This is a genomic window from Longimicrobium sp. (genome assembly GCF_036399935.1).
Classification (GTDB): Bacteria; Gemmatimonadota; Gemmatimonadetes; order Longimicrobiales; family Longimicrobiaceae; genus Longimicrobium.
Genome location: NZ_DASWMD010000068.1, coordinates 1 through 18,426, shown reverse-complemented (window position 1 = coordinate 18,426; position 18,426 = coordinate 1). Strand labels below are relative to the sequence as shown.

The following is an 18,426-nucleotide window of genomic DNA, read 5'->3' as shown; positions in this document are numbered from 1 at the left end:
GAGCCCCGCCCCACGGCGGGGCTCGGCTTTTTCCGCCGCTACCGTAGGGACCCTGATTGCCGTGGTGGCCATCGTTCCCAGAGCGACGGCCGTTCGCGAAACCCTTGCTCGATGGACGGTGGACGGCGTATCGTGAACACGTCCCGTCCCCATCGCCCCGGCACGCGCCGTCCGTTTCCATCGCCCCGCGCCCGCGGGGATGCACGCACGGCGAAAAGCACCGCCGGCCCCGCGCCGGCACAATCCACCCTGCTCCGTGAGGAACGCATGCGGCTTACCGCCGGACGTACCCTGCTGTTTCTGGTCGCCCTGCTGTTTTCGTCCGCCCTTCCCGCGTATGCGCAGAACGGCAGCGTAAGCGGCACCGTGCGCGACGTGGCCACCTCCACGCCACTTCGCGGCATTCGCGTAGAAGCCGTCTCCGCCAGCGGGCGCGTGGCCGCGAGCGCCGTCACGGCGGAGAACGGCACCTACACGCTTCGCGACCTGGCCCCCGGCAACTACGCGCTGGTCATTTCCGGCACCGACGTTCCCGTCCGCCGCCTGGACGTGGAGGTGACGGCGGGGCGGACGTCGCGCGTGGACGCGCAGCTCGCGTTCGGCAACGTGCGGCTGGACCCGGTGGTGGTCTCGGCTTCCAAGCGGCCCGAAAAGGCCGTGGAGGCGCCGTCGCGCGTAGAGGTGGTGACGGCGCAGGAGATCGAGGACCGGCCGGCGATCACGCTGATCGACCACCTGCGCGACGTGCCCGGCGTGGACGTGGCGCAGACGGGGCTGCAGTCCACCAACGTGGTCGCGCGCGGCTTCAACAACATCTTCAGCGGCTCGCTGCACGCGCTGACCGACAACCGCATCGCGGGCGTGCCCAGCCTGCGGGTGAACTACCTGCACTTCATCCCCAGCACCAACGAGGACGTGGCGCGGATGGAAGTGGTGCTGGGGCCGGGCGCGGCGCTGTACGGGCCCAACACGGCCAACGGCATCCTGCACATCATCACCAAGAGCCCGCTGGACGAGCAGGGAACCACGGTCGCCTTCAGCGGCGGCAGCCAGGACCTGCGGCAGGGCGAGTTCCGCACGGCGCACCTGCTGACCGACGACATCGGCTTCAAGGTCAGCGGCCAGTACCTGCAGGCCGAGGAGTGGCGGTTCATCGACCCCGCCGAAACCGCCGAGCAGCAGAAGTTCGCCAGCAACCTGCCCTTCTACCGCAGCGACCTGATGCGGGCGTCGGGCATCTCCCAGGCCGAGGCGGACCAGCGCATCGGCCGCATCGGCTCGCGCGACTTCGGCATCGAGCGCTGGGGCGGCGAGGCGCGGCTGGACTGGCGGGTGACGCCCACCATGACCGCCGTGTTCTCCGGCGGGCTGACCGACGCCGCCAACGGCATCGAGCTCACCGGGCTGGGCGCCGCCCAGGTAGAGGGCTGGCGCAGCAGCTACTACCAGGCGCGCACCACCTGGAACCGGCTGTTCGCGCAGGTCTACCTGAACCAGAGCAACGCCGGCGACACGTACCTGCTTCGCAACGGCGCGCCCATCTCCGACCAGTCGCGCCTGCTGGTGGGGCAGCTGCAGCACGGCTTCAGCATGGGGAACGGACGCCAGAACTTCACCTACGGCGCCGACTACCTGCACACCAACCCGGTGACGGACAGCACCATCAACGGGTGGTACGAAGAGGACGACCAGACCACCGAGCTGGGCGCCTACCTGCAGTCGGAGACGGAGCTGACTCCGCGGCTGGACCTGGTACTGGCGGGCCGCGTCGACACGCACTCGGCCCTCCCCGACGCGGTGTTCTCGCCCCGCGCCGCGCTGGTGTTCAAGCCGCGTGACGGGCAGGCGCTGCGGGTGAGCTACAACCGCGCCTTCAGCACCCCCAGCTCGCTGAACCAGTTCCTGGACCTGGGCTCGGCGCTTCCCGGCGTGGACACGCGCACCACGGCGCTGCGCCAGCTGGGCTACAGCCTGCGCATCCAGGGCACCGGCGCCGAAGGCTTCAGCTTCCGCGACGCCGCGGGCAACTACCAGGTGCGCTCGCCCTTTACCCCCGCGGCCCTGGGCGGGCCCGGCACGCTGCTGCCGGCCAGCACGTCTGCGCTTTATCCGTTCGCGGTGGGCGTGGTGGCGGCCCAGCGCGCCGCCGCCGGCGCGCCCCTGCCGTCCAGCCTGGTGCAGTTCCTGATGTCGCAGCAGCCCGGCACTGCGGGCGTGGGCCTGAACTACCTGGACGTGGCCTCCGGCACCAGTGGCGCGCTCTCGGCCCTGGCGCTGGACGACATCGAGCCCATCCGCGAGTCGCCCAGCACCACGCTGGAAGCGGGCTACACGGGGCTGCTGGGTGACAAGCTGCTGGTGGCGGCCGACGTGTGGTGGTCGCGCAAGGAAGACCTGGTGACGCCGCTCACCATCCAGACCCCGCTGCTGCTGCTGAACGGCCCGCAACTGGGGGCCTACCTGGTGCCCCGGCTGATGGCCGCCGGGCTTTCGCAGGCCGACGCCGCGGCCCTTGTCACCGGCTTGGCCAGCGTGCCGCTGGGCACCATCTCGTCGCCCGACGTGGACGCACGCAGCGCGCAGCTGCTGGTGACCTACGTGAACGTGGACGAAACCATCGACCTGTGGGGCACCGACGTCTCGGCCACGGCGCTGCTGGGCAACGAGTTCGAGCTCACGGGCTCGGTTTCGTGGGTGAACGAGAACGTGTGGCGCACGACCAACGCCGGCCTGGTGACGCTCAACGCCCCGCGCTTCAAGGGCGGGCTGGCGCTGGACTACGACAACGACGACACCGGCCTGTTCGGCGAGATCCGCATGCGCTACAACGACGAGTTCCCGGTGAACTCGGGCGTGTACGTGGGCACCGAGTGCCTGAACCGGCCGGGCGATACGCCTCCGGCGCTGCAGGAGAGCTGCGTGGACGCGTACACGCTGTTCGACCTGAACCTGGGATACCGGCTGCCCATGGTGCAGGGAGCCACGGTGAACCTGCTGGTGAACAACCTGCTCGACGAGGGATACCGGCCGTTCCCCGGCTCGCCCTCGCTGGGCCGCATGCTGATCGCCCGCGTCAAGTACGAGTTCTGATCCGCTCCTGATCGAGGGAAAGGAGGGGGAGCCCGGGTTCCGGGCTCCCCCTCCGCGTTTCCCGCATCATCGGCGGAATCCGTGCGATGGCGTATTCCGCGCTTTTCATCCTCGCTCCATCACACTCCCCACGTTGCGCCAACGCATTGCCGCACACGGCTGTTGGCGGGAACAGAATCCCGCTTGACACCGGCTGAATATACGGAATCTTTGTACGATCGAAGTCTCCGTTCGTCTCTCCTGCGCACCCGTTCTTCATTCCATGCGATCACATCGTTTTGTGCTGGCGCCCCTTGCGGCGGCCGTGCTGGCCGGCTGCTCGGGCCCCGGCGGCGGCGACAAGTACGTGCTGGGCCTGGCGGCGCCGCTGGAGCGGTCGTTCGGGCAGAACTCGAAGATGGGCGCGCAGCTGGCCGTGGACGAGATCAACAAGGCGGGCGGCATCGACGGCCATCGCCTGGAACTGCTGCCCCGGGATGACAAGGGCGAGGGCGAGGCGGCGCTCGTGGTGGCCGAGGAGTTCTACGACAACCCCGCGGTGCTCGCCGTAGTCGGGCACGCCAACTCCGACCCGCTGATGGATGCCGCGTCCGTCTACCAGCGCGGGCTGGCGGCCGTCGGCACCAGCGCCACCAGCACCGAGATCGCGGGGCTGGGCGAGTGGATCTTCCGCGTGGCGTCGAGCGATTCGGCCAACGCGGCGGAGCTGGCGCGGTCGGCGGCGGGCGCGGGCAGGCGCGTGGCCATCCTGTACGCCAACGACGACTACGGGCAGAGCCTGGCGGAGGTGTTCGGGCAGGCGCTGGAGAACACGGGGGTAACGCTGGTGGGCCGCTATCCCTACATGGAAGACATGAAGGACTTCACCCCGTACATCCGCGCGCTCAAGGCACGGGGTGCCGAGGTGGTGCTGGTGGCTGGGCTCGAAACGGGCGCGGCCACCCTCATCCAGCAGGCGCACCAGCTGGAGTGGATGCCGCGATTCATCGGCGGGGACGGGCTTGAGCCCCTGGCGGAGATGGGCGCGCGGTACAACGGCACGCTCGTGGGCGTGCTGTACCACCCGGAGATGTCGCCGCGGGCGCGGACCTTCGCCGAGGCGTTCCGGGCCGCGTACAAGCGCGAGCCCGATTCGTCGGCCGCCACCTCGTACGATGCGGTGCAGCTGATTGCGCGGGCGCTGCGCGAGGGCCGCGCCAGCCGCGAGGGCATCCGCGACTACCTGGCGGGCGTGGGGCGCGAGGGCGGCTCGGCGCGCTACGACGGAGTGGCCGGGCCTGTGTCTTTCGATGCCAACGGCGATCCGGTGGGCAAGCCGGTGGCGCTGGTGCGTATCGAGAACGGCCGCTTCCGCCTTCAGCAAGCCGCGCAGGTCGCCGCGCGGTGAGCAGCACCGCACACGCGGAGTCGGGAGTGGGTGAACCCGAGCCCGAACCGCCGGAATCCAGGGGCGGGTGAACCCGCGGCAACAATGCAGAAAGCCTCCAAACCGCCGGGAGCCAGGGGCGGGTGAACCCGCGGCTGGAACAGCGGAAAGCCCCGACACGGACCGCTGGCGCGTCCCGTTCAGGGCTTCACCTGCACGCACGCCACCCCTGCCGAAGCGCGCGCTGTCATCCCGATGGAGCGACCCCGGGCAACCCTGCCGCCACACCGTACTCCGCAGCGACTGAGGGATCCGCCACACACTCCGGGCGCGCCACACGGTTCTTCCCCCGCGAGAACCAGCCGGTCCGCGAAGGCGGACTTCGTGTGGTTGTTGCAGCGAATTCATTCGCCCGACAGAGCCGAGGCCTCGGTGATGATGGCGGTCACGGGCCGGCCGAGGCCTCCGCGATCGTGACCGCTGCCGGAACCCAGGGGCGGGTGAACCCGCGGCTGGAACAGCGGAAAGCCCCGACACGGACCGCTGGCGCGTCCCGTTCAGGGCTTCACCTGCACGCACGCCACACCTGCCGAAGCGCGCGCTGTCATCCCGATGGAGCGACCCCGGGCGGCCTGCCGCCACACCGTACTCCGCAGCGACTGAGGGATCCGCCACACACTCCGGGCGCGCCACACGGTCCTCCTTCACACAAGAACAAGCCAGTCCGCGAAGGCGGACTTCGTGTTGTTGTTGCAGCGAATTCATTCGCCCGTGCACGCTGGGGCTTGGGCGATGACAGCGGTCCCGGCCAGCCGAGGCGTCGGGGATCGTGACCGCTGCCGCGCCCGACCTTCAAGGCGTCCGCAGCTAGATCCTTCGCCCCGCGAGGATCGGCTTGCGGGCCGGTTCGGTGCGCCTGGGGCTCAGGATGACACCGTGCGAGGGCTTTGCGACGGTGCGGTGGTGCGGGTAGCGGTGCGGCGGCGGTACGGGCGGCATTCCGTGGACGTCCTCGTGGACGGCATTGCCGCCCAAGCCTGTTACCGATCCCCGTCCCCCCGCCGGTCGGCGATGGCCTCGATGCGGGAGACCACCGTTTCGCGGTGGTCGGGGCTGCGCAGCACGATCAGGATCGTGTCGTCGCCGCCGATGGTGCCCACGATCTCCGGCCACCCCGCACTGTCGATCGCCACCGCGATGGGCTGCGCGCCCCCCACCAGCGTCTTCAGCACCAGCAGGTTTCCGACACCGTCCGCACCCACGTACAGCGCCGGCAGCAGGCGGCTGAGCGTGGGCGTGACGTCTGCGCCCCCCACGGGCACCACGTAGGCGCTGCCGCCCTGGTCGTCGGGCGCCTTGATCAGGCCCAGGTGGCGGATGTCGCGCGACAGCGTGGCCTGCGCCACCTCGATGCCGCGCGCGGCCAGCAGCTCGCGAAGCGCCTCGTGCGAGGGAACGCGGTGCGTGCGTACGAGTTCCAGGATGGCGGCGTGGCGGGAAAGCTTCAAGGCACACTTCCAATCGTTCGGGCGAGTCGATCAACGGCCGGAATATAGCGCGGCGCGGACGCGGCTTGCCACACGGTGCCGCGCGGATGTCACCTGTCTTGCGTTTCTTCGCAAGCACGGAACCGTGACCGGATGCGGACACGTGGCACTTCCCGTAGCGGCCACTTTGTCGTACCTTATCCGCCATATCGGAATCGTTCAGTTGGCCCACTGCCGCGCCGTTCAGGCTACGGCAGCCACGGCCATTTGCGCTCACTCCCGCCGCGTACGAGAGGTGTTCATGGCCCATATCCGATCGTTCCGCGCCGTCCTGCTGGGCGGCCTGTTCTCCCTTGGCCTGGGCGCATGCGACACGCCGATGGCTACCGGCCGCATCGCTCCGGAGGGCGGCCCGCTGCTGGCCACGGTGCCGGCGAAGGGCACCGCCCTTACGCTGGACGTCGCCAGCTGGAACATCGAGTGGTTCGGCAGCACCACCAACGGGCCCGCGAACGAGACGCTGCAGGCCAGCAACTCGCGCGACATCATCGGCGGCACCGACGCCGACATCTGGGGCGTGGCCGAGATCGTGGACCAGGCCGCGTGGAACAGCCTGGAGTCGCAGCTGACCGGGTACACGGGCTTCCTGGCCAGCGAGTCGCACGTGACCAGCGGGTCCACCTACTACGGTTCGACCGAGCAAAAGGTCGGCATCCTGTACAAGAGCAGCATCGCGACGCTGCTGGGCGCAAAGATCATCCTCACCGCGTACGACGCCGACTTCGCGGGCCGGCCGCCGCTGGAGGTGAAGCTGCGCGTAACGCTGAACGGCGTCACCGAAGACATCGTGGTCATCGTCCTGCACGCCAAGGCCTTCAACGACGACGCCAGCTGGCAGAAGCGCCTGAACGCCGGCAACGCGCTGAAGTCGTACCTCGACACCACGTATCCCACGCAGAAGGTGATCGTGGTGGGCGACTGGAACGACGACGTCGACACCTCCATCACCGCGGGCAAGCCGTCGCCCTACCAGAACTTCGTGGACGACGCGGCGGATTACGCTTTTCCTACGCGGGCGCTTTCGCTGGCGGGTAGCTCGTCGACGGTCAGCTACAGCGACATGATCGACCACCACCTGAACACCAACGAGTTCACGGCGGCGTACGTGTCCAGCTCGGCGGAGGTGTACCGCGTCGATACGTACGTGGCGGATTATGCGAACACCACCAGCGACCACTATCCCGTGCTCAGCCGCTACACCATGGGCGGCGGCGGCGGCACCACGCCCTCGGTGACGGTGACGGCGCCCAACGGCGGCGAGTCGTACGCGGGCGGCAGCAGCCAGAACATCACCTGGACGGCGGCCAACGTTTCGAACGTAAAGCTGGAGTACACGCTGAACGGCAGCGCGTGGACGACCATCACCTCCAGCACCGCCGCGTCGCCCGGCAGCTACACGTGGACGGTGCCCAACACCGCGACGACCGCCGCCAAGGTGCGAGTGACCGATGCCTCGTCGGCCACGGTGACGGACGCGAGCAACGCGGCGTTCACCATCACCGTTCCGACGACGCCGGCGCAGGTGATCCTGAACGAGATCCTGGCGAACGAGTCCGGGAGCAACGTGGCGGGCGAGTTCGTGGAGCTGGTGAACGTGGGCGGCACGTCCATCAGCATCGCGGGATGGACGATCTCGGATGCGGGGGGTTTGCGCCACACGTTCGCGGCCGGCACCACGCTGGCGGCGGGGAAGGCCATCGTGGTCTACGGCGCCTCGTCCGGAATTCCGGCCGGGTCGACGAACGCCGTGGGCGCGTCGACGGCGCAGCTCAACCTGGCGAACGGGGGTGACTCCGTGATCTTGAAGGACGGGTCGGGGGTGACGAAGGCGAGCTACACGTATCACTCGTCGCTGTCGGGAACGGACGGCGTGTCGATGAACCGGAACCCCGACACGAGCGCCACGGGCAGCTGGGTGCTGCACACCAGCATCAGCACGCTGCAGTCGTCCGGCGGCAAGCGCGCCAACGGCACGGCGTTCTGAGGAGCGGCAACCTCGGCCCGCCCCCCTGGGGCGACTAAAGTCGCGGCAAGAAAGGCCCAAAGTCCGCCTTCGCGGACTGCACGGGCGAGCCGAGCGCGCCAAGCCGGCCGAAGCGCGATGACATCGCGCGGTTCGGCAGGTGTGGTGAACGTGCAGGTGAAGCCCCGAACGGGACGCGCCAGCGGCCCGTGTCGGGGCTTTCCGCTGTTCCAGCCGCGGGTTCCACCCGCCCTTGGCCGGGGTCATGCCTCCTGCTTTTACCAGCCGTTCCGCTCGCGAAGCCGGGTGACGTGCGCCACGTGATGCCGCCCATGCCAGGCGTACAGCCCCAGCAGCTGGTCCAGCCGCATGGCGCCCCACTCCGGGTGCTGGATCGTACGAGCCCAATCGCCCTCGCCCATCGTGCGCAGGGTGTTCACCCAGCGGACGTGAACCGCATCCAGCAGCGCCAGCGACACCTCCGGCGGGGTGATCCCCGGCTCGGGCAGCGCCGCCCAGGCCGCCTCGTCGTACGTCTTGATGGACGGGCTCTCTTCCGTCAGCCCCAGCTTCACGCGGATGTACGCGTTCATGTGGCTGTCGGGCAGGTGATGGACAAGGTCCCGCACCGTCCAGCCGCCGTCGCGGTACGGCGTATCCAGTTGGTCGTCCGAAAGCCCTTGCACCGCCTGGCGAAAGCGCGCCGGCGTGTCGGCGATCTGCTGGATCCACTCCGCCCGCTGGTCTGCGGCGATCTCCCGCTCCGGGCGATACCGGCCGACCGGGTACCGTGGATCCGCCGTTTCCGAAGTCGTCATCTTCCCCTCCCCGTGGCACATGGAACTGCACGATCTGCATCGCTCCGCATTCTATTCCGCTGATCCGTACCGGGGAAGAGGGTTGATGCAGAACATCGTTCAGCGACGATCACCGTGCGGAGAACTAAAGGAATGCAAAAAGGCCGGCGCGCGGCGCCGGCCCTTCATCATCCATCAGACGCGCGGACCTATCGGCGATACCCCGCCAGCAGGTCGCCCAGCTGCAGCTGCACGCCCCGCGCGCCGGAGGTGTTGCGGCCGTTGTAGATGAACGAGAACACCACCGTTTCGCCCCCCGCCGTCGTCACGTAGCCCGACAGCGAGCGCACGGCGCGGATGTAGCCCGTCTTGGCGTGAAGGTTTCCCTTCGCCGGACCGCTGTTGAACATCCGCTCCAGGGTGCCGCTGCGGTCACCGGCAATGGCCAGCGACTCGTGGAACTGCCGCGACCAGGGCTGCTTGTGGGCAAAGATCAGCGAGCGCACCATTGCCGAGGCGCTGGTGCGGTTCTCGGCCGAAAGGCCGGAGCCGTCCGCCTGCCACAGGTGTCCCCAGGGAACCCCCGCCTTGTCGTGAAAGAAGACGGCCGACGCGGCGCCGCCGCCCGTGAAGGTGCCCTGCCCCGTCGCCTTGGCCACGGCCGCCTTCCACACGTGCTCGGCGAAGAAGTTGTCGGACTTGCGGCCCAGCTGGTTGACCATTTCGATGAGCGGAATGCTCATGTGGCGGTGCACCAGCGCGGCGCCGCTGGGCGTCGGGGCGATGCGCAGGCCGCCGCGCACCTGGATCCCCTGCTCGCGCAGTGCCTGGCGGATGGCGCCCGCGGCCAGGTACGCCGGCTCGTACGCGCCCACGCCGAAGCGGTGAGGCCCGCGCCCGCCCACCGCGCCGCGGATGCGCACCGTGTCTTCGTCGGGCTTGCGCACCGCGTACGCCCGTCCGCCGCCCATCCGCGCCGTGTTGATCACCGGGATCTCGGGGACCTCGGGAATGCGCGCGAAGCCCAGCCCGCCGGGCCCCGGACGCATCTCGATCCACAGCATGTTGCGGTTGAACGGCAGCCCGCTGACCGTGGGGGCGTAGCGCGAGGCGCCGTTGCCCGTGTCCAGCGGCCACGCCGGCCCGAAGTTCTGACGGTCATGGATGTACGGGTCGGCGATCACGCCGCCCTCCACCACGGTGACGCCCTGCCGCTTGAGCGACTCGGCCATCTTGCGCGGGCTGGCCATCACGTCGCGGTCGTACGACGGATAGCCGAACGCCGGGTCGCCCGAGCCCTTGAGCACCACGTCGCCGCGCAGCACCCCGTTCTGGATGGGCCCGGTGATCAGCAGGTCGGTGGGAAAGCGGTAGTCCGGCCCCAGCAGCGCCAGCGCCCAGATGGCGCTGAACACCTTGTTGTTGGAGGCCGGGATCTTGGCTTCGTCGGCGTTGACGGCGAAGATCGGCTGGTTGCGGTCGATGGACCAGGCCAGGATGGTCCACTCGCTCTTGTTGGGCACGATGGCGTCGGCCTGGGCCTGCAGGGGCCCGGCGGGGGACTGCGTGACGGCCCCACCCGCCATGGACGCGGCCGCCGCGCCCAGCCCAAGGGCCAGCGCGGCGGCGGTACGCGACAGCTTCATGGACCGCTTCACCGTCAAGCGGCCCCCGCCGGCGGCGGAACCACGTCCGCCTCGTCCGGCGTCACCCCGCGGGCCGCCTCGAGCTCCTCCAGGATCAACTGCTGAAGGCGGAACGACGAGCGGGTGTTTTCTTCCATGTCCATCATCAGCACGAAGATGCCGGCCAGGGCCAGCATGGCGACGGCCACCACGATGGCGCCCACCAGCACCAGCCCCGTTTCCACCGGGCTCTGGCCGTCGTCGCCCAGCGTGGCGAAGAACACCAGCCCGCCCAGCAGCAGCACCAGCACGGCGATGAAGCGGATGGCGTTCAGCAGCACGCGAAGGCTGCCGTAGCGGGCCTCGACGCCGGCCAGGCGGCGGGGCGTGCGGCGCTCCTTGAGCAGGTTTCCGCAGTTGGTGCAGCGGTCGGCCGTGGGGTCGTCCATCACGGTGCCGCACCGGGTGCACTGGACCGGTGTGCTGAACAGGTGCAGGGACATCTCTGAGTTCCCGGGATTCCCGCCGCGGTGAAGCGGCGGGGAAGCGGTTGGCGTGCGTTGCTCCGAACCCCCGGACGGGAGCAACGCCCGTGCCACCCCCGGCGGCGCTCAGGCCAGCGCGGTCCGCGGCGCGCCGGCGGCCTGCACCGCGGCCACCAGCCGGCGCATGCGCACGAAGCGCAGGGAGCGGGCGGTGTGGCGGACGATGGAGCGGAATCGGTGGCAGCCCTGGCATTCCAGGTCGTACCCCGTGGCGTCGAGCACCAGGTAGCGGGCGACGCGGGCGGTGGGGCGTGCTTCCAGGAGCGTCTGGCAGTGGGGACAGCAGGGCCGCTCGCCGGCCCGGATCTGCGCGTCGACCTTGCGGCGCGCGCGGGTGTCGAAGCTGCGCCACGAGTCTGCGTGGCGCGCGGACGAGCGGGGTTCCCGTCTCATTCGCAGGATCGTTGTGGGGTGATGGGTCGTGCGCCAGCCACGGGGAAAGGGCCGGTAGGGACGGAACATCTGTCTGGGCAGGAACGATGCCAGGGTGAATGCACGAAGTGCCCCCCTCCCCTGGCCCCTCCCCCGCAAACGGCGCGGGAGAGGGGAGGACCTCGATCGGGGGTCGACTGGGCGCCGGTGCACTCGGCGGAAAACGTGGGCGAGGAACGGTGCACTTCGGGAAACTCGGCGCATGCCCCCGGCAGCCCCCTCCCCCCGGCCCCCGTCCCCCGCTGCGCAGGGGAGGGGGAGACCTGAATCGCGCCCCGGCTGGCTTGGCGAGTTCGACTACGCGTGCAGTCCGCGAAGGCGGACTTTGGGCCCTCGTTGCCGCGACTTCAGTCGCCCCAGCCGCGCGCGGGCTTGGTGCGTCAGCGATCCGCGACGTAGGCTTCGGCCTCGATCTCCACCAGCATGCCGGGGTCGATCAGCGCCTTTACCTCCACCATCGTGGCGGCGGGGCGCACGTCGGCGAAGAACTCGCCGTGCGCGCGCCCAACCTCCTCCCACCGCGCGATGTCGGTGACGTACATCCGGGTGCGCACCACGTCCTCCATCCGCGCGCCCGCCGCCTTGAGGGCAGCGGCGATCTTTTCCAGCGTGTAGCGCGTCTGCTCGTACGCGTCGCCAGCGCCGACGATCGCGCCGTCCGCACCCGTCGCCGTCGTGCCGGACACGTGCACCCACGGCCCGACACGAACCGCACGCGAATAGCCGACGCGTGCCTCCCAGGGTCCGCCGCTGGACACGAGCGTTTTTCCGCCCACCTGCTCGGTCGTGATCCCCTCGCTCATTCCACCTCCAGAGTGCCCCGCAGGGTGGTGACCGCCTGCCCGCCCAGAACGACCCGATCTCCATCCACCCGCACACGCACGGTGCCGCCGCGGGCGGAGGCCTGGTATCCGACGAGTTGGTCCCGCGCCAGCTTGTGCGCCCAGTACGGCGCGAGGACGCAGTGTGCCGAGCCGGTCACGGGGTCTTCCGGCACGCCCACGCGCGGGCCGAAGAAGCGCGACACGAAATCGTAGCCGCCACCGTCCGCACGCGCCGTGACGATGATGCCGCGCGCCTCCACCTGCTTCAGCAGCGACTGGTCGGGATCGAGCGCGCGCACCGCGGCCTCGGATTCAAGCTCCACCAGCAGGTCGAACTGGCTGCGGCCTACGTACACCGGCTCCACGCCGAGCGCGCGGGCGAGATGCTCGGGCGCATCGGCAGCCTGTTCCGGCTTGGCGGGAAAGTCCATCGAAATCCACTCGCCGTCCTTTCGCGCCGTCAGCAGCCCGCTGCGGGTGTGGAAGCGCGCTGGATCGTCCTCCGCCATTTTGCCGTCCTGCCACAGGACGTGCGCGCTGGCCAGCGTCGCGTGTCCGCAAAGATCCACTTCGACGGCGGGGGTGAACCAGCGCAGGTCCCATCCATCGTCCCGCCTCTTCAGGAACGCCGTTTCCGACAGGTTCATCTCCATCGCGACGGCCTGCATCCATCGCTCGTCCCGCGGCCGCTCCAGGACGCAGACGGCGGCGGGATTGCCGGTGAACGGGCGGTCGGCGAAGGCGTCTACCTGGACGATGGATTGCGGCATCTGCGACTCGCGGTGAAGGGTGGACGGGCGCGCCAATGTACCCGTCCCCCGCTCGGCCGGCAAAGCGCCCGCGCCCTTCCCACGGTCCGCCGCGCGACGTAGACTGGGCAGTCACTCCAGTGACTTCCACCCGACACATCCTGCACGGGAGACAGCCGGTGAAGGTGGCGGTGATCGGCGGCGGGCCCGCCGGACTGTACTTCGCGCTGTTGATGAAAAAGGCCGATCCGCGGCACGAAATCACCGTGCTGGAGCGGAACGCGACCGATGACACGTTCGGCTGGGGCGTGGTGTTCAGCGACCAGACGCTGGGCTACCTGGCCGAAGCCGACGCGCCCACCCACGCGCGGATCGCCGACGAGTTCGCCCACTGGGACGACATCGACATCCACGTCCGCGGCACCACCATCACCTCCGGGGGCCACGGCTTCAGCGGCATCGCCCGCAAGACGCTCCTGCGCATTCTCCGAGACCGCGCCGCCGAGCTGGGCGTGGACCTGCGCTTCGGCAGCGACGTGGCGGACGACGCGAGGCTGCGGGGCCTGGACCTCGGAGACGTGGACCTCGTCGTCGCGGCCGATGGCGTGAACAGTCGCATCCGCGCCAGGTACGCGGATCACTTCGTCCCCGATCTGGACGTGCGGAAGGCCCCGTTCTGCTGGCTGGGAACCACGAAGCTCTTCGACGCGTTCACCTTCGCCTTCGTCGAGAACGAGCACGGCGTCTTCCAGGCCCACGCCTACCGCTACTCGAGCGAGCAGTCTGCGTTCATCGTGGAGTGCGACGACCGCTCGTGGGCCGGCGCGGGCTTCGACAAAATGGGTGAGGCGGAGACGGTGGCTGCGTGCGAGCGGATGTTCGCGCCGTGGCTGGACGGGCATTCGCTGATGAGCAACGCCCCGCACCTGCGCTCGCCGTGGATCCGCTTCACGCGGGTATCCAACGAGCGATGGTTCGCCATGGACGGCGAGGTGGCGCCCGTGGTGATGATCGGCGACGCGGCGCACACGGCGCACTTCAGCATCGGCAGCGGGACCAAGCTGGCGATGGAAGACGCCATCGCGCTCGCCCGCCTGCTGAACGAGGGCGCCCGTCCGCTGGCGGAGGTACTGCAGGCATACCACGACGAGCGGCGGACGGAGGCGCTGCGGCTGCAGAACGCGGCGCGCAACTCCATGGAGTGGTTCGAGAACGTCCGCCGCTACATCCACCTCGACCCGCCACAGTTCGCATACTCGCTGCTCACGCGCAGCCAGCGGGTGAGCCACGAGAACCTGCGCCTGCGCGACAGCGTCTACCTGTCCGGCGTGGAGCGCTGGTTCGCCTCGCGCGCGGAGGCTGGGCGCGAGCCGGAAAGCTGTCCGCCGCCGATGTTCACGCCCTTCCGCCTGCGCGGAATGCGGCTGGAGAACCGCGTGGTCGTTTCGCCGATGGACATGTATTCCGCCGCGGACGGCGTGCCCAACGACTTTCACCTGGTCCACCTGGGCAGCCGCGCGCTGGGCGGGGCCGGGCTGGTGTTCACCGAGATGACGTGCGTGTCGCCCGAGGCGCGCATCACGGTGGGCTGCACGGGGATGTACGAGCCGGAGCACGTGGACGCGTGGCGGCGGATCGTCCGCTTCGTCCACGAGAGCAGCCGCGCCCGGATCTGCCTGCAGCTGGGCCATTCCGGGCGGAAGGGCGCCACGCGGCTGATGTGGGAGGGGATGGACGAGCCGCTGGAGGAGGGCGGCTGGGAGGTGATGGGCCCCTCGTCCCTGCCCTACGGCCCGCGCAACCAGGTGCCGCGCGAGATGGTGCGCGCCGACATGGACGCGGTGATCGAGCAGTTCGTCCGCGCGACACGGATGGCGGAAGAGGCGGGCTTCGACATGGTGGAGCTGCACTGCGCGCACGGTTACCTGCTATCCAGCTTTCTGACGCCCGTCAGCAACCGCCGGACGGACGAGTACGGCGGCTCGCTGGAGAACCGGCTGCGCTTTCCGCTGGAGGTGTTCCGGGCGATGCGGAACGTGTGGCCGGAAGACCGCCCGATGTCGGTTCGCGTATCGGCCACGGACTGGGTGGACGACGGCGTGACACCCGACGATGCGGTGGCGATGGCGGCGGCCTTCGGCGCGGCGGGGGCAGACATCATCCACGTTTCCACGGGGCAGACCACGCCGCTGGGCAAGCCGGTGTACGGGCGGATGTTCCAGACGCCGTACAGCGACCGCATCCGCAACGAGGCCGGCGTGCCCACGATCGCGGTCGGCAACGTGACCGAGCCGGACCAGGTGAACGGCATCGTGGCGGCGGGGCGCGCGGACCTGGTGGCACTCGGCCGGCCGCACCTGGCGGACCCGCACTGGACGCTTCACGCCGCCGCGCAGCTGGGATGGCAGGACCAGCCGTGGCCGGTTCAGTACGTCACGGGGAAGAAGCAGCTGGAGCGCACCCTTCAGCGCCAGCAGGAGATGCTGGGCACCAGCACCATCTGAGCGATGAACGGACGATACCTGGAAGGAAAGCTGGCCGTGGTCACCGGCGGCGGCCGCGGCATCGGCGCGGCCATCGCGGACGAGCTGGCGCGGCTGGGCGCGAGCGTGGCGCTGCTGGGGCGCAGCCTGGAAGAGCTGGAGGCGAAGGCACGGCAGATCCAGGACGCTAACGCGGTGGGCGCCATCGCCTTCCGCTGCGACGTGGCCGACGAGGCGTCGGTCGGCGAGGCGTTCGCCGCCGTCCGCGCGCAGATGGGCGATCCGGCGGTGCTGGTGAACAACGCGGGGCAGTCCGCGGGGATCGCCTTCGCCCAGACCACGCGCGAGGTGTGGGACCGGATGCTGGCCGTGAACCTGACGGGCACCTTCCTGTGCACGCGCGAGGTGGTTCCGGCCATGGTGGAGGCGCGCTCGGGGCGGATCATCAACGTGGCGTCCACCGCTGGCCTGAAAGGATACAGCCACACGGCGGCGTACTGCGCCGCCAAGCACGGGGTCGTCGGCCTGACGCGCGCCCTGGCGATGGAGACGGCGAAGCAGGGGATCACGGTGAACGCCGTGTGCCCGGGCTACACCGACACGGACATGGCGCGCTCGGCAATCGACAACCTGGTGCGCGCGGGGCGGTCGGAGGAGGACGCGATGAAGGCCATCACCCGCGTGATGCCCATCGGGCGGCTGATCCGGCCGGAGGAGGTGGCGAGCGCGGTGGGGTGGTTGTGCGCGCCCGAGGCCGCGGCGGTTACCGGGCAGTGCATTGGCGTGGCGGGTGGGGAGGTGATGTAGGGGCGGACGTGGTTCGCCTCATGGCGGGTGGAGATGTGACGTGCGGCTGGGTGGAACGCGGTTCGGTCGGTGGCGGGTGGAGGGCCCTTGCGGGGTGTGGGGAGGGGCGAGAACTGTGGTGCAGCTTGGGCAGGGGTGGAGCGTTTCGGCCAGGCCGGCGCACTCCCCGGCTGCCCTCTCCCCCCGGCCCCCTCTCCCGCAAGCGGGAGAGGGGGAGCACTGCAACGGCAGATTGGAGGCGTCTCGTGTTCGAGCCTATACCACGATCCCGCATGCGCGATCTTTCGCCGCAGATGCTACAGGCCTCGCGTAGGCTTCGCACCGACGCAACACGTGCAGAGGAGATGCTGTGGCAGGCGTTGCGTGGCGACCGGCTCGACGGCTTTCGTTTTCGGCGGCAGCATGCGATCGGGCGGTTCGTTCTCGATTTCTACTGCGCGGCTCGGAGGATCGCGATCGAGGTCGACGGCGGCGTGCACGACGACCCGGATCAAGCCGCACGCGACGAGGCGCGGACACAAGCGCTGGAAACGCAGGGCATCGCAGTGTTCCGCCTGCGGAACGAGCAGATCCTCAGCGACTTGCCCGGCGCCGTCGAGCAGATCCGCAACGCCGTATCCGGGCGGCCGGCGCGCTTCAAGTAGACTCGTCGAGTACCCGCGGAAGCGCAGTCGAATTCTCCCCTCTCCCGCTTGCGGGAGAGGGGTCGGGGGAGAGGGCAGCCGGGGACTGCACGGCCGTCCTCCAAACGCCCCCGAGTCCGCCATGGCTCGCGCACCAGTCTCTCTGAAGCGCAACCGACTCCGTTTGCACTAACGCACTAACGCACTAACGCACTAACGCACTCCCCTGTCGATGAACACCAAACTGCTCGCCGCCGACTTTCGCCCCACCAGCTTCCAGTGGCAGGTGGACGGGCCCGTGGCCACCGTCACCATCAACCGTCCGGAACGCAAGAACCCGCTGACGTTCGAAAGCTACGCGGAAATGCGCGACACCTTCCGCGCGCTCAGCTTCGCCACCGACGTCAAGGTGGTGATCCTCACCGGGGCGGGCGAAAACTTCTGCTCCGGCGGCGACGTGCACGAGATCATCGGGCCGCTGGTGCGCATGAAGGAGCAGGGGCAGATGGACGAGCTGCTCGCCTTCACCCGCATGACGGGCGACCTGGTGAAGGCCATCCGCGGCTGCCCGCAGCCCATCATCGCCGCCATCGACGGCGCCTGCGTGGGCGCGGGCGCCATCCTGGCGATGGCCAGCGACCTTCGCATCGGCACGGCGCGCAGCAAGGTGGCGTTCCTGTTCACCCGCGTGGGCCTCAGCGGAGCCGACATGGGCGCGTGCGCCATGCTGCCGCGCATCATCGGGCAGGGGCGTGCGAGCGAGCTGCTGTACACGGGCCGCTCCATGGGCGGCGACGAGGCGGAGCGCTGGGGCTTCTACAACCGCATCGTCATGCCCGACGACCTGATGGACGAGGCGCGCGCGCTGGCCCAGTCGCTGGCCGCGGGACCCACCTTCTCGCACGGGATGACGAAACGCTGCCTGCACCAGGAGTGGTCGATGGGCGTGGATGAGGCCATCGAGGCCGAGGCGCAGGCGCAGGCCATCTGCATGCAGACGGAAGATTTCGCCCGCGCCTTCCGGGCGTTCGCCGCCAAGGAGCGGCCGGTGTTCCAGGGGAACTAGGGACAGTGCGTTAGTGCGTGAGTGCGTTAGTGCGGAACTACACCGGATGGGGCTGGCTGTCGTGCATGCCTTGGGAGCCCCCTCCCCCCGGCCCCCATCCCCGCTGCGCAGGAGAGGGGGAGAATTCGATGGCACAACGGACTGCCCTCGCGCACCCCAACTCTGGTGTGTACCCCCTCTCCCACGCGGTTTGTGGGAGAGGGTGGCGAGCCTTAGCGAGCCGGGTGAGGGCCCCCGCGGAGCCGAGGCCTCTGCACTGGTGACCTCTGCCGCGCCCGGGCTGGTACGTGTCCGCGGTTAGATCCTTCGGCCCGCAAAGCGCGGCATACGGGTAGGTTACGGCGCGCCTGGGCCTCAGGATGACAGAGTGCCCGCGCCGCCACTTTCGCACTTTCGCACTTTCGCACTTTCGCACTTTCGCACTTTCGCACTTTCGCACTTTCGCACTTTCGCACTTTCGCACTTTCGCACTTTCGCACTTTCGCACTTTCGCACTTTCGCACTCACGC

At 69.5% G+C, this 18,426-nt stretch carries 14 protein-coding genes; 7 read left to right on the top strand and 7 right to left on the bottom strand.

What is annotated here, in order from left to right:
* The first annotated feature begins 267 nt into the window (after positions 1 to 267).
* The gene (locus VGB24_RS20170; protein ID WP_331074745.1) at positions 268 to 3,090 is read left to right on the top strand and encodes a TonB-dependent receptor; all 2,823 of its coding nucleotides are present in this window, start codon (positions 268 to 270) and stop codon (positions 3,088 to 3,090) included.
* Between the two features lie 262 nt (positions 3,091 to 3,352).
* Positions 3,353 to 4,477 (top strand): ABC transporter substrate-binding protein, encoded by a 1,125-nt coding sequence (locus tag VGB24_RS20165; protein ID WP_331074744.1) that lies wholly within the window; start codon positions 3,353 to 3,355, stop codon positions 4,475 to 4,477.
* Between the two features lie 1,019 nt (positions 4,478 to 5,496).
* On the opposite strand, the gene VGB24_RS20160 is transcribed toward VGB24_RS20165, so the two are convergent.
* Entirely contained in the window at positions 5,497 to 5,964 is a 468-nt protein-coding gene (locus tag VGB24_RS20160; RefSeq protein ID WP_331024555.1) for a hypothetical protein, read from the bottom strand.
* Between the two features lie 280 nt (positions 5,965 to 6,244).
* Here VGB24_RS20160 and VGB24_RS20155 point away from each other — a divergent pair, with 280 nt between their 5' ends.
* Positions 6,245 to 7,987: a lamin tail domain-containing protein gene (locus VGB24_RS20155; protein ID WP_331074743.1), complete on the top strand. Its 1,743-nt coding sequence runs from the start codon at positions 6,245 to 6,247 to the stop codon at positions 7,985 to 7,987.
* 257 nt (positions 7,988 to 8,244) lie between these two features.
* Here VGB24_RS20155 and VGB24_RS20150 read toward each other — a convergent pair whose 3' ends face one another.
* The 6 genes from VGB24_RS20150 to VGB24_RS20125 all read right to left on the bottom strand — a co-directional run bounded on the left by VGB24_RS20150 (position 8,245) and on the right by VGB24_RS20125 (position 12,959).
* Positions 8,245 to 8,784 (bottom strand): YfiT family bacillithiol transferase, encoded by a 540-nt coding sequence (locus VGB24_RS20150; RefSeq protein ID WP_331074742.1) that lies wholly within the window; start codon positions 8,782 to 8,784, stop codon positions 8,245 to 8,247.
* A gap of 188 nt (positions 8,785 to 8,972) precedes the next feature.
* Complete coding sequence (gene dacB, locus VGB24_RS20145) at positions 8,973 to 10,409, bottom strand: D-alanyl-D-alanine carboxypeptidase/D-alanyl-D-alanine endopeptidase (protein ID WP_331074741.1); 1,437 nt, start codon at positions 10,407 to 10,409, stop codon at positions 8,973 to 8,975.
* A 14-nt stretch (positions 10,410 to 10,423) separates the two neighbouring features.
* Positions 10,424 to 10,891, bottom strand: a complete 468-nt coding sequence (locus VGB24_RS20140) for a hypothetical protein (RefSeq protein ID WP_331074740.1) — start codon at positions 10,889 to 10,891, stop codon at positions 10,424 to 10,426.
* A 108-nt stretch (positions 10,892 to 10,999) separates the two neighbouring features.
* On the bottom strand, positions 11,000 to 11,326 hold the full coding sequence (locus tag VGB24_RS20135) for a hypothetical protein (RefSeq protein ID WP_331074739.1): 327 nt from the start codon (positions 11,324 to 11,326) through the stop codon (positions 11,000 to 11,002).
* A 419-nt stretch (positions 11,327 to 11,745) separates the two neighbouring features.
* Positions 11,746 to 12,168, bottom strand: a complete 423-nt coding sequence (locus VGB24_RS20130) for a RidA family protein (protein ID WP_331074738.1) — start codon at positions 12,166 to 12,168, stop codon at positions 11,746 to 11,748.
* Positions 12,165 to 12,959, bottom strand: a complete 795-nt coding sequence (locus VGB24_RS20125; RefSeq protein WP_331074737.1) for a PhzF family phenazine biosynthesis protein — start codon at positions 12,957 to 12,959, stop codon at positions 12,165 to 12,167. The genes VGB24_RS20130 and VGB24_RS20125 overlap by 4 nt, the downstream gene beginning before the upstream one ends.
* Before the next feature lie 158 nt (positions 12,960 to 13,117).
* Here VGB24_RS20125 and VGB24_RS20120 point away from each other — a divergent pair, with 158 nt between their 5' ends.
* From VGB24_RS20120 to VGB24_RS20105, 4 genes are all read left to right on the top strand, one after another.
* Positions 13,118 to 15,442, top strand: coding sequence for a bifunctional salicylyl-CoA 5-hydroxylase/oxidoreductase (locus VGB24_RS20120; protein ID WP_331074736.1), 2,325 nt, complete (start codon positions 13,118 to 13,120; stop codon positions 15,440 to 15,442).
* 3 nt (positions 15,443 to 15,445) lie between these two features.
* Positions 15,446 to 16,228 (top strand): SDR family NAD(P)-dependent oxidoreductase, encoded by a 783-nt coding sequence (locus VGB24_RS20115; protein WP_331074735.1) that lies wholly within the window; start codon positions 15,446 to 15,448, stop codon positions 16,226 to 16,228.
* Positions 16,229 to 16,500: 272 nt separating this feature from the next.
* Entirely contained in the window at positions 16,501 to 16,872 is a 372-nt protein-coding gene (locus VGB24_RS20110) for an endonuclease domain-containing protein (protein WP_331074734.1), read from the top strand.
* A gap of 211 nt (positions 16,873 to 17,083) precedes the next feature.
* Entirely contained in the window at positions 17,084 to 17,917 is an 834-nt protein-coding gene (locus VGB24_RS20105) for an enoyl-CoA hydratase family protein (protein WP_331074733.1), read from the top strand.
* Positions 17,918 to 18,426 lie beyond the last annotated feature (509 nt).

Coding starts and splice junctions, on each gene's coding strand:
- VGB24_RS20110 (WP_331074734.1), top strand. CDS start 16,501: ATGCGCGATCTTTCGCCGCAGATGCTACAGGCCTCGCGTAGGCTTCGC.
- VGB24_RS20170 (WP_331074745.1), top strand. CDS start 268: ATGCGGCTTACCGCCGGACGTACCCTGCTGTTTCTGGTCGCCCTGCTG.
- VGB24_RS20115 (WP_331074735.1), top strand. CDS start 15,446: ATGAACGGACGATACCTGGAAGGAAAGCTGGCCGTGGTCACCGGCGGC.
- VGB24_RS20150 (WP_331074742.1), bottom strand. CDS start 8,784: ATGACGACTTCGGAAACGGCGGATCCACGGTACCCGGTCGGCCGGTAT.
- VGB24_RS20155 (WP_331074743.1), top strand. CDS start 6,245: ATGGCCCATATCCGATCGTTCCGCGCCGTCCTGCTGGGCGGCCTGTTC.
- VGB24_RS20140 (WP_331074740.1), bottom strand. CDS start 10,891: ATGTCCCTGCACCTGTTCAGCACACCGGTCCAGTGCACCCGGTGCGGC.
- VGB24_RS20130 (WP_331074738.1), bottom strand. CDS start 12,168: ATGAGCGAGGGGATCACGACCGAGCAGGTGGGCGGAAAAACGCTCGTG.
- VGB24_RS20125 (WP_331074737.1), bottom strand. CDS start 12,959: ATGCCGCAATCCATCGTCCAGGTAGACGCCTTCGCCGACCGCCCGTTC.
- VGB24_RS20135 (WP_331074739.1), bottom strand. CDS start 11,326: ATGAGACGGGAACCCCGCTCGTCCGCGCGCCACGCAGACTCGTGGCGC.
- VGB24_RS20105 (WP_331074733.1), top strand. CDS start 17,084: ATGAACACCAAACTGCTCGCCGCCGACTTTCGCCCCACCAGCTTCCAG.
- VGB24_RS20165 (WP_331074744.1), top strand. CDS start 3,353: ATGCGATCACATCGTTTTGTGCTGGCGCCCCTTGCGGCGGCCGTGCTG.
- dacB (WP_331074741.1), bottom strand. CDS start 10,409: ATGAAGCTGTCGCGTACCGCCGCCGCGCTGGCCCTTGGGCTGGGCGCG.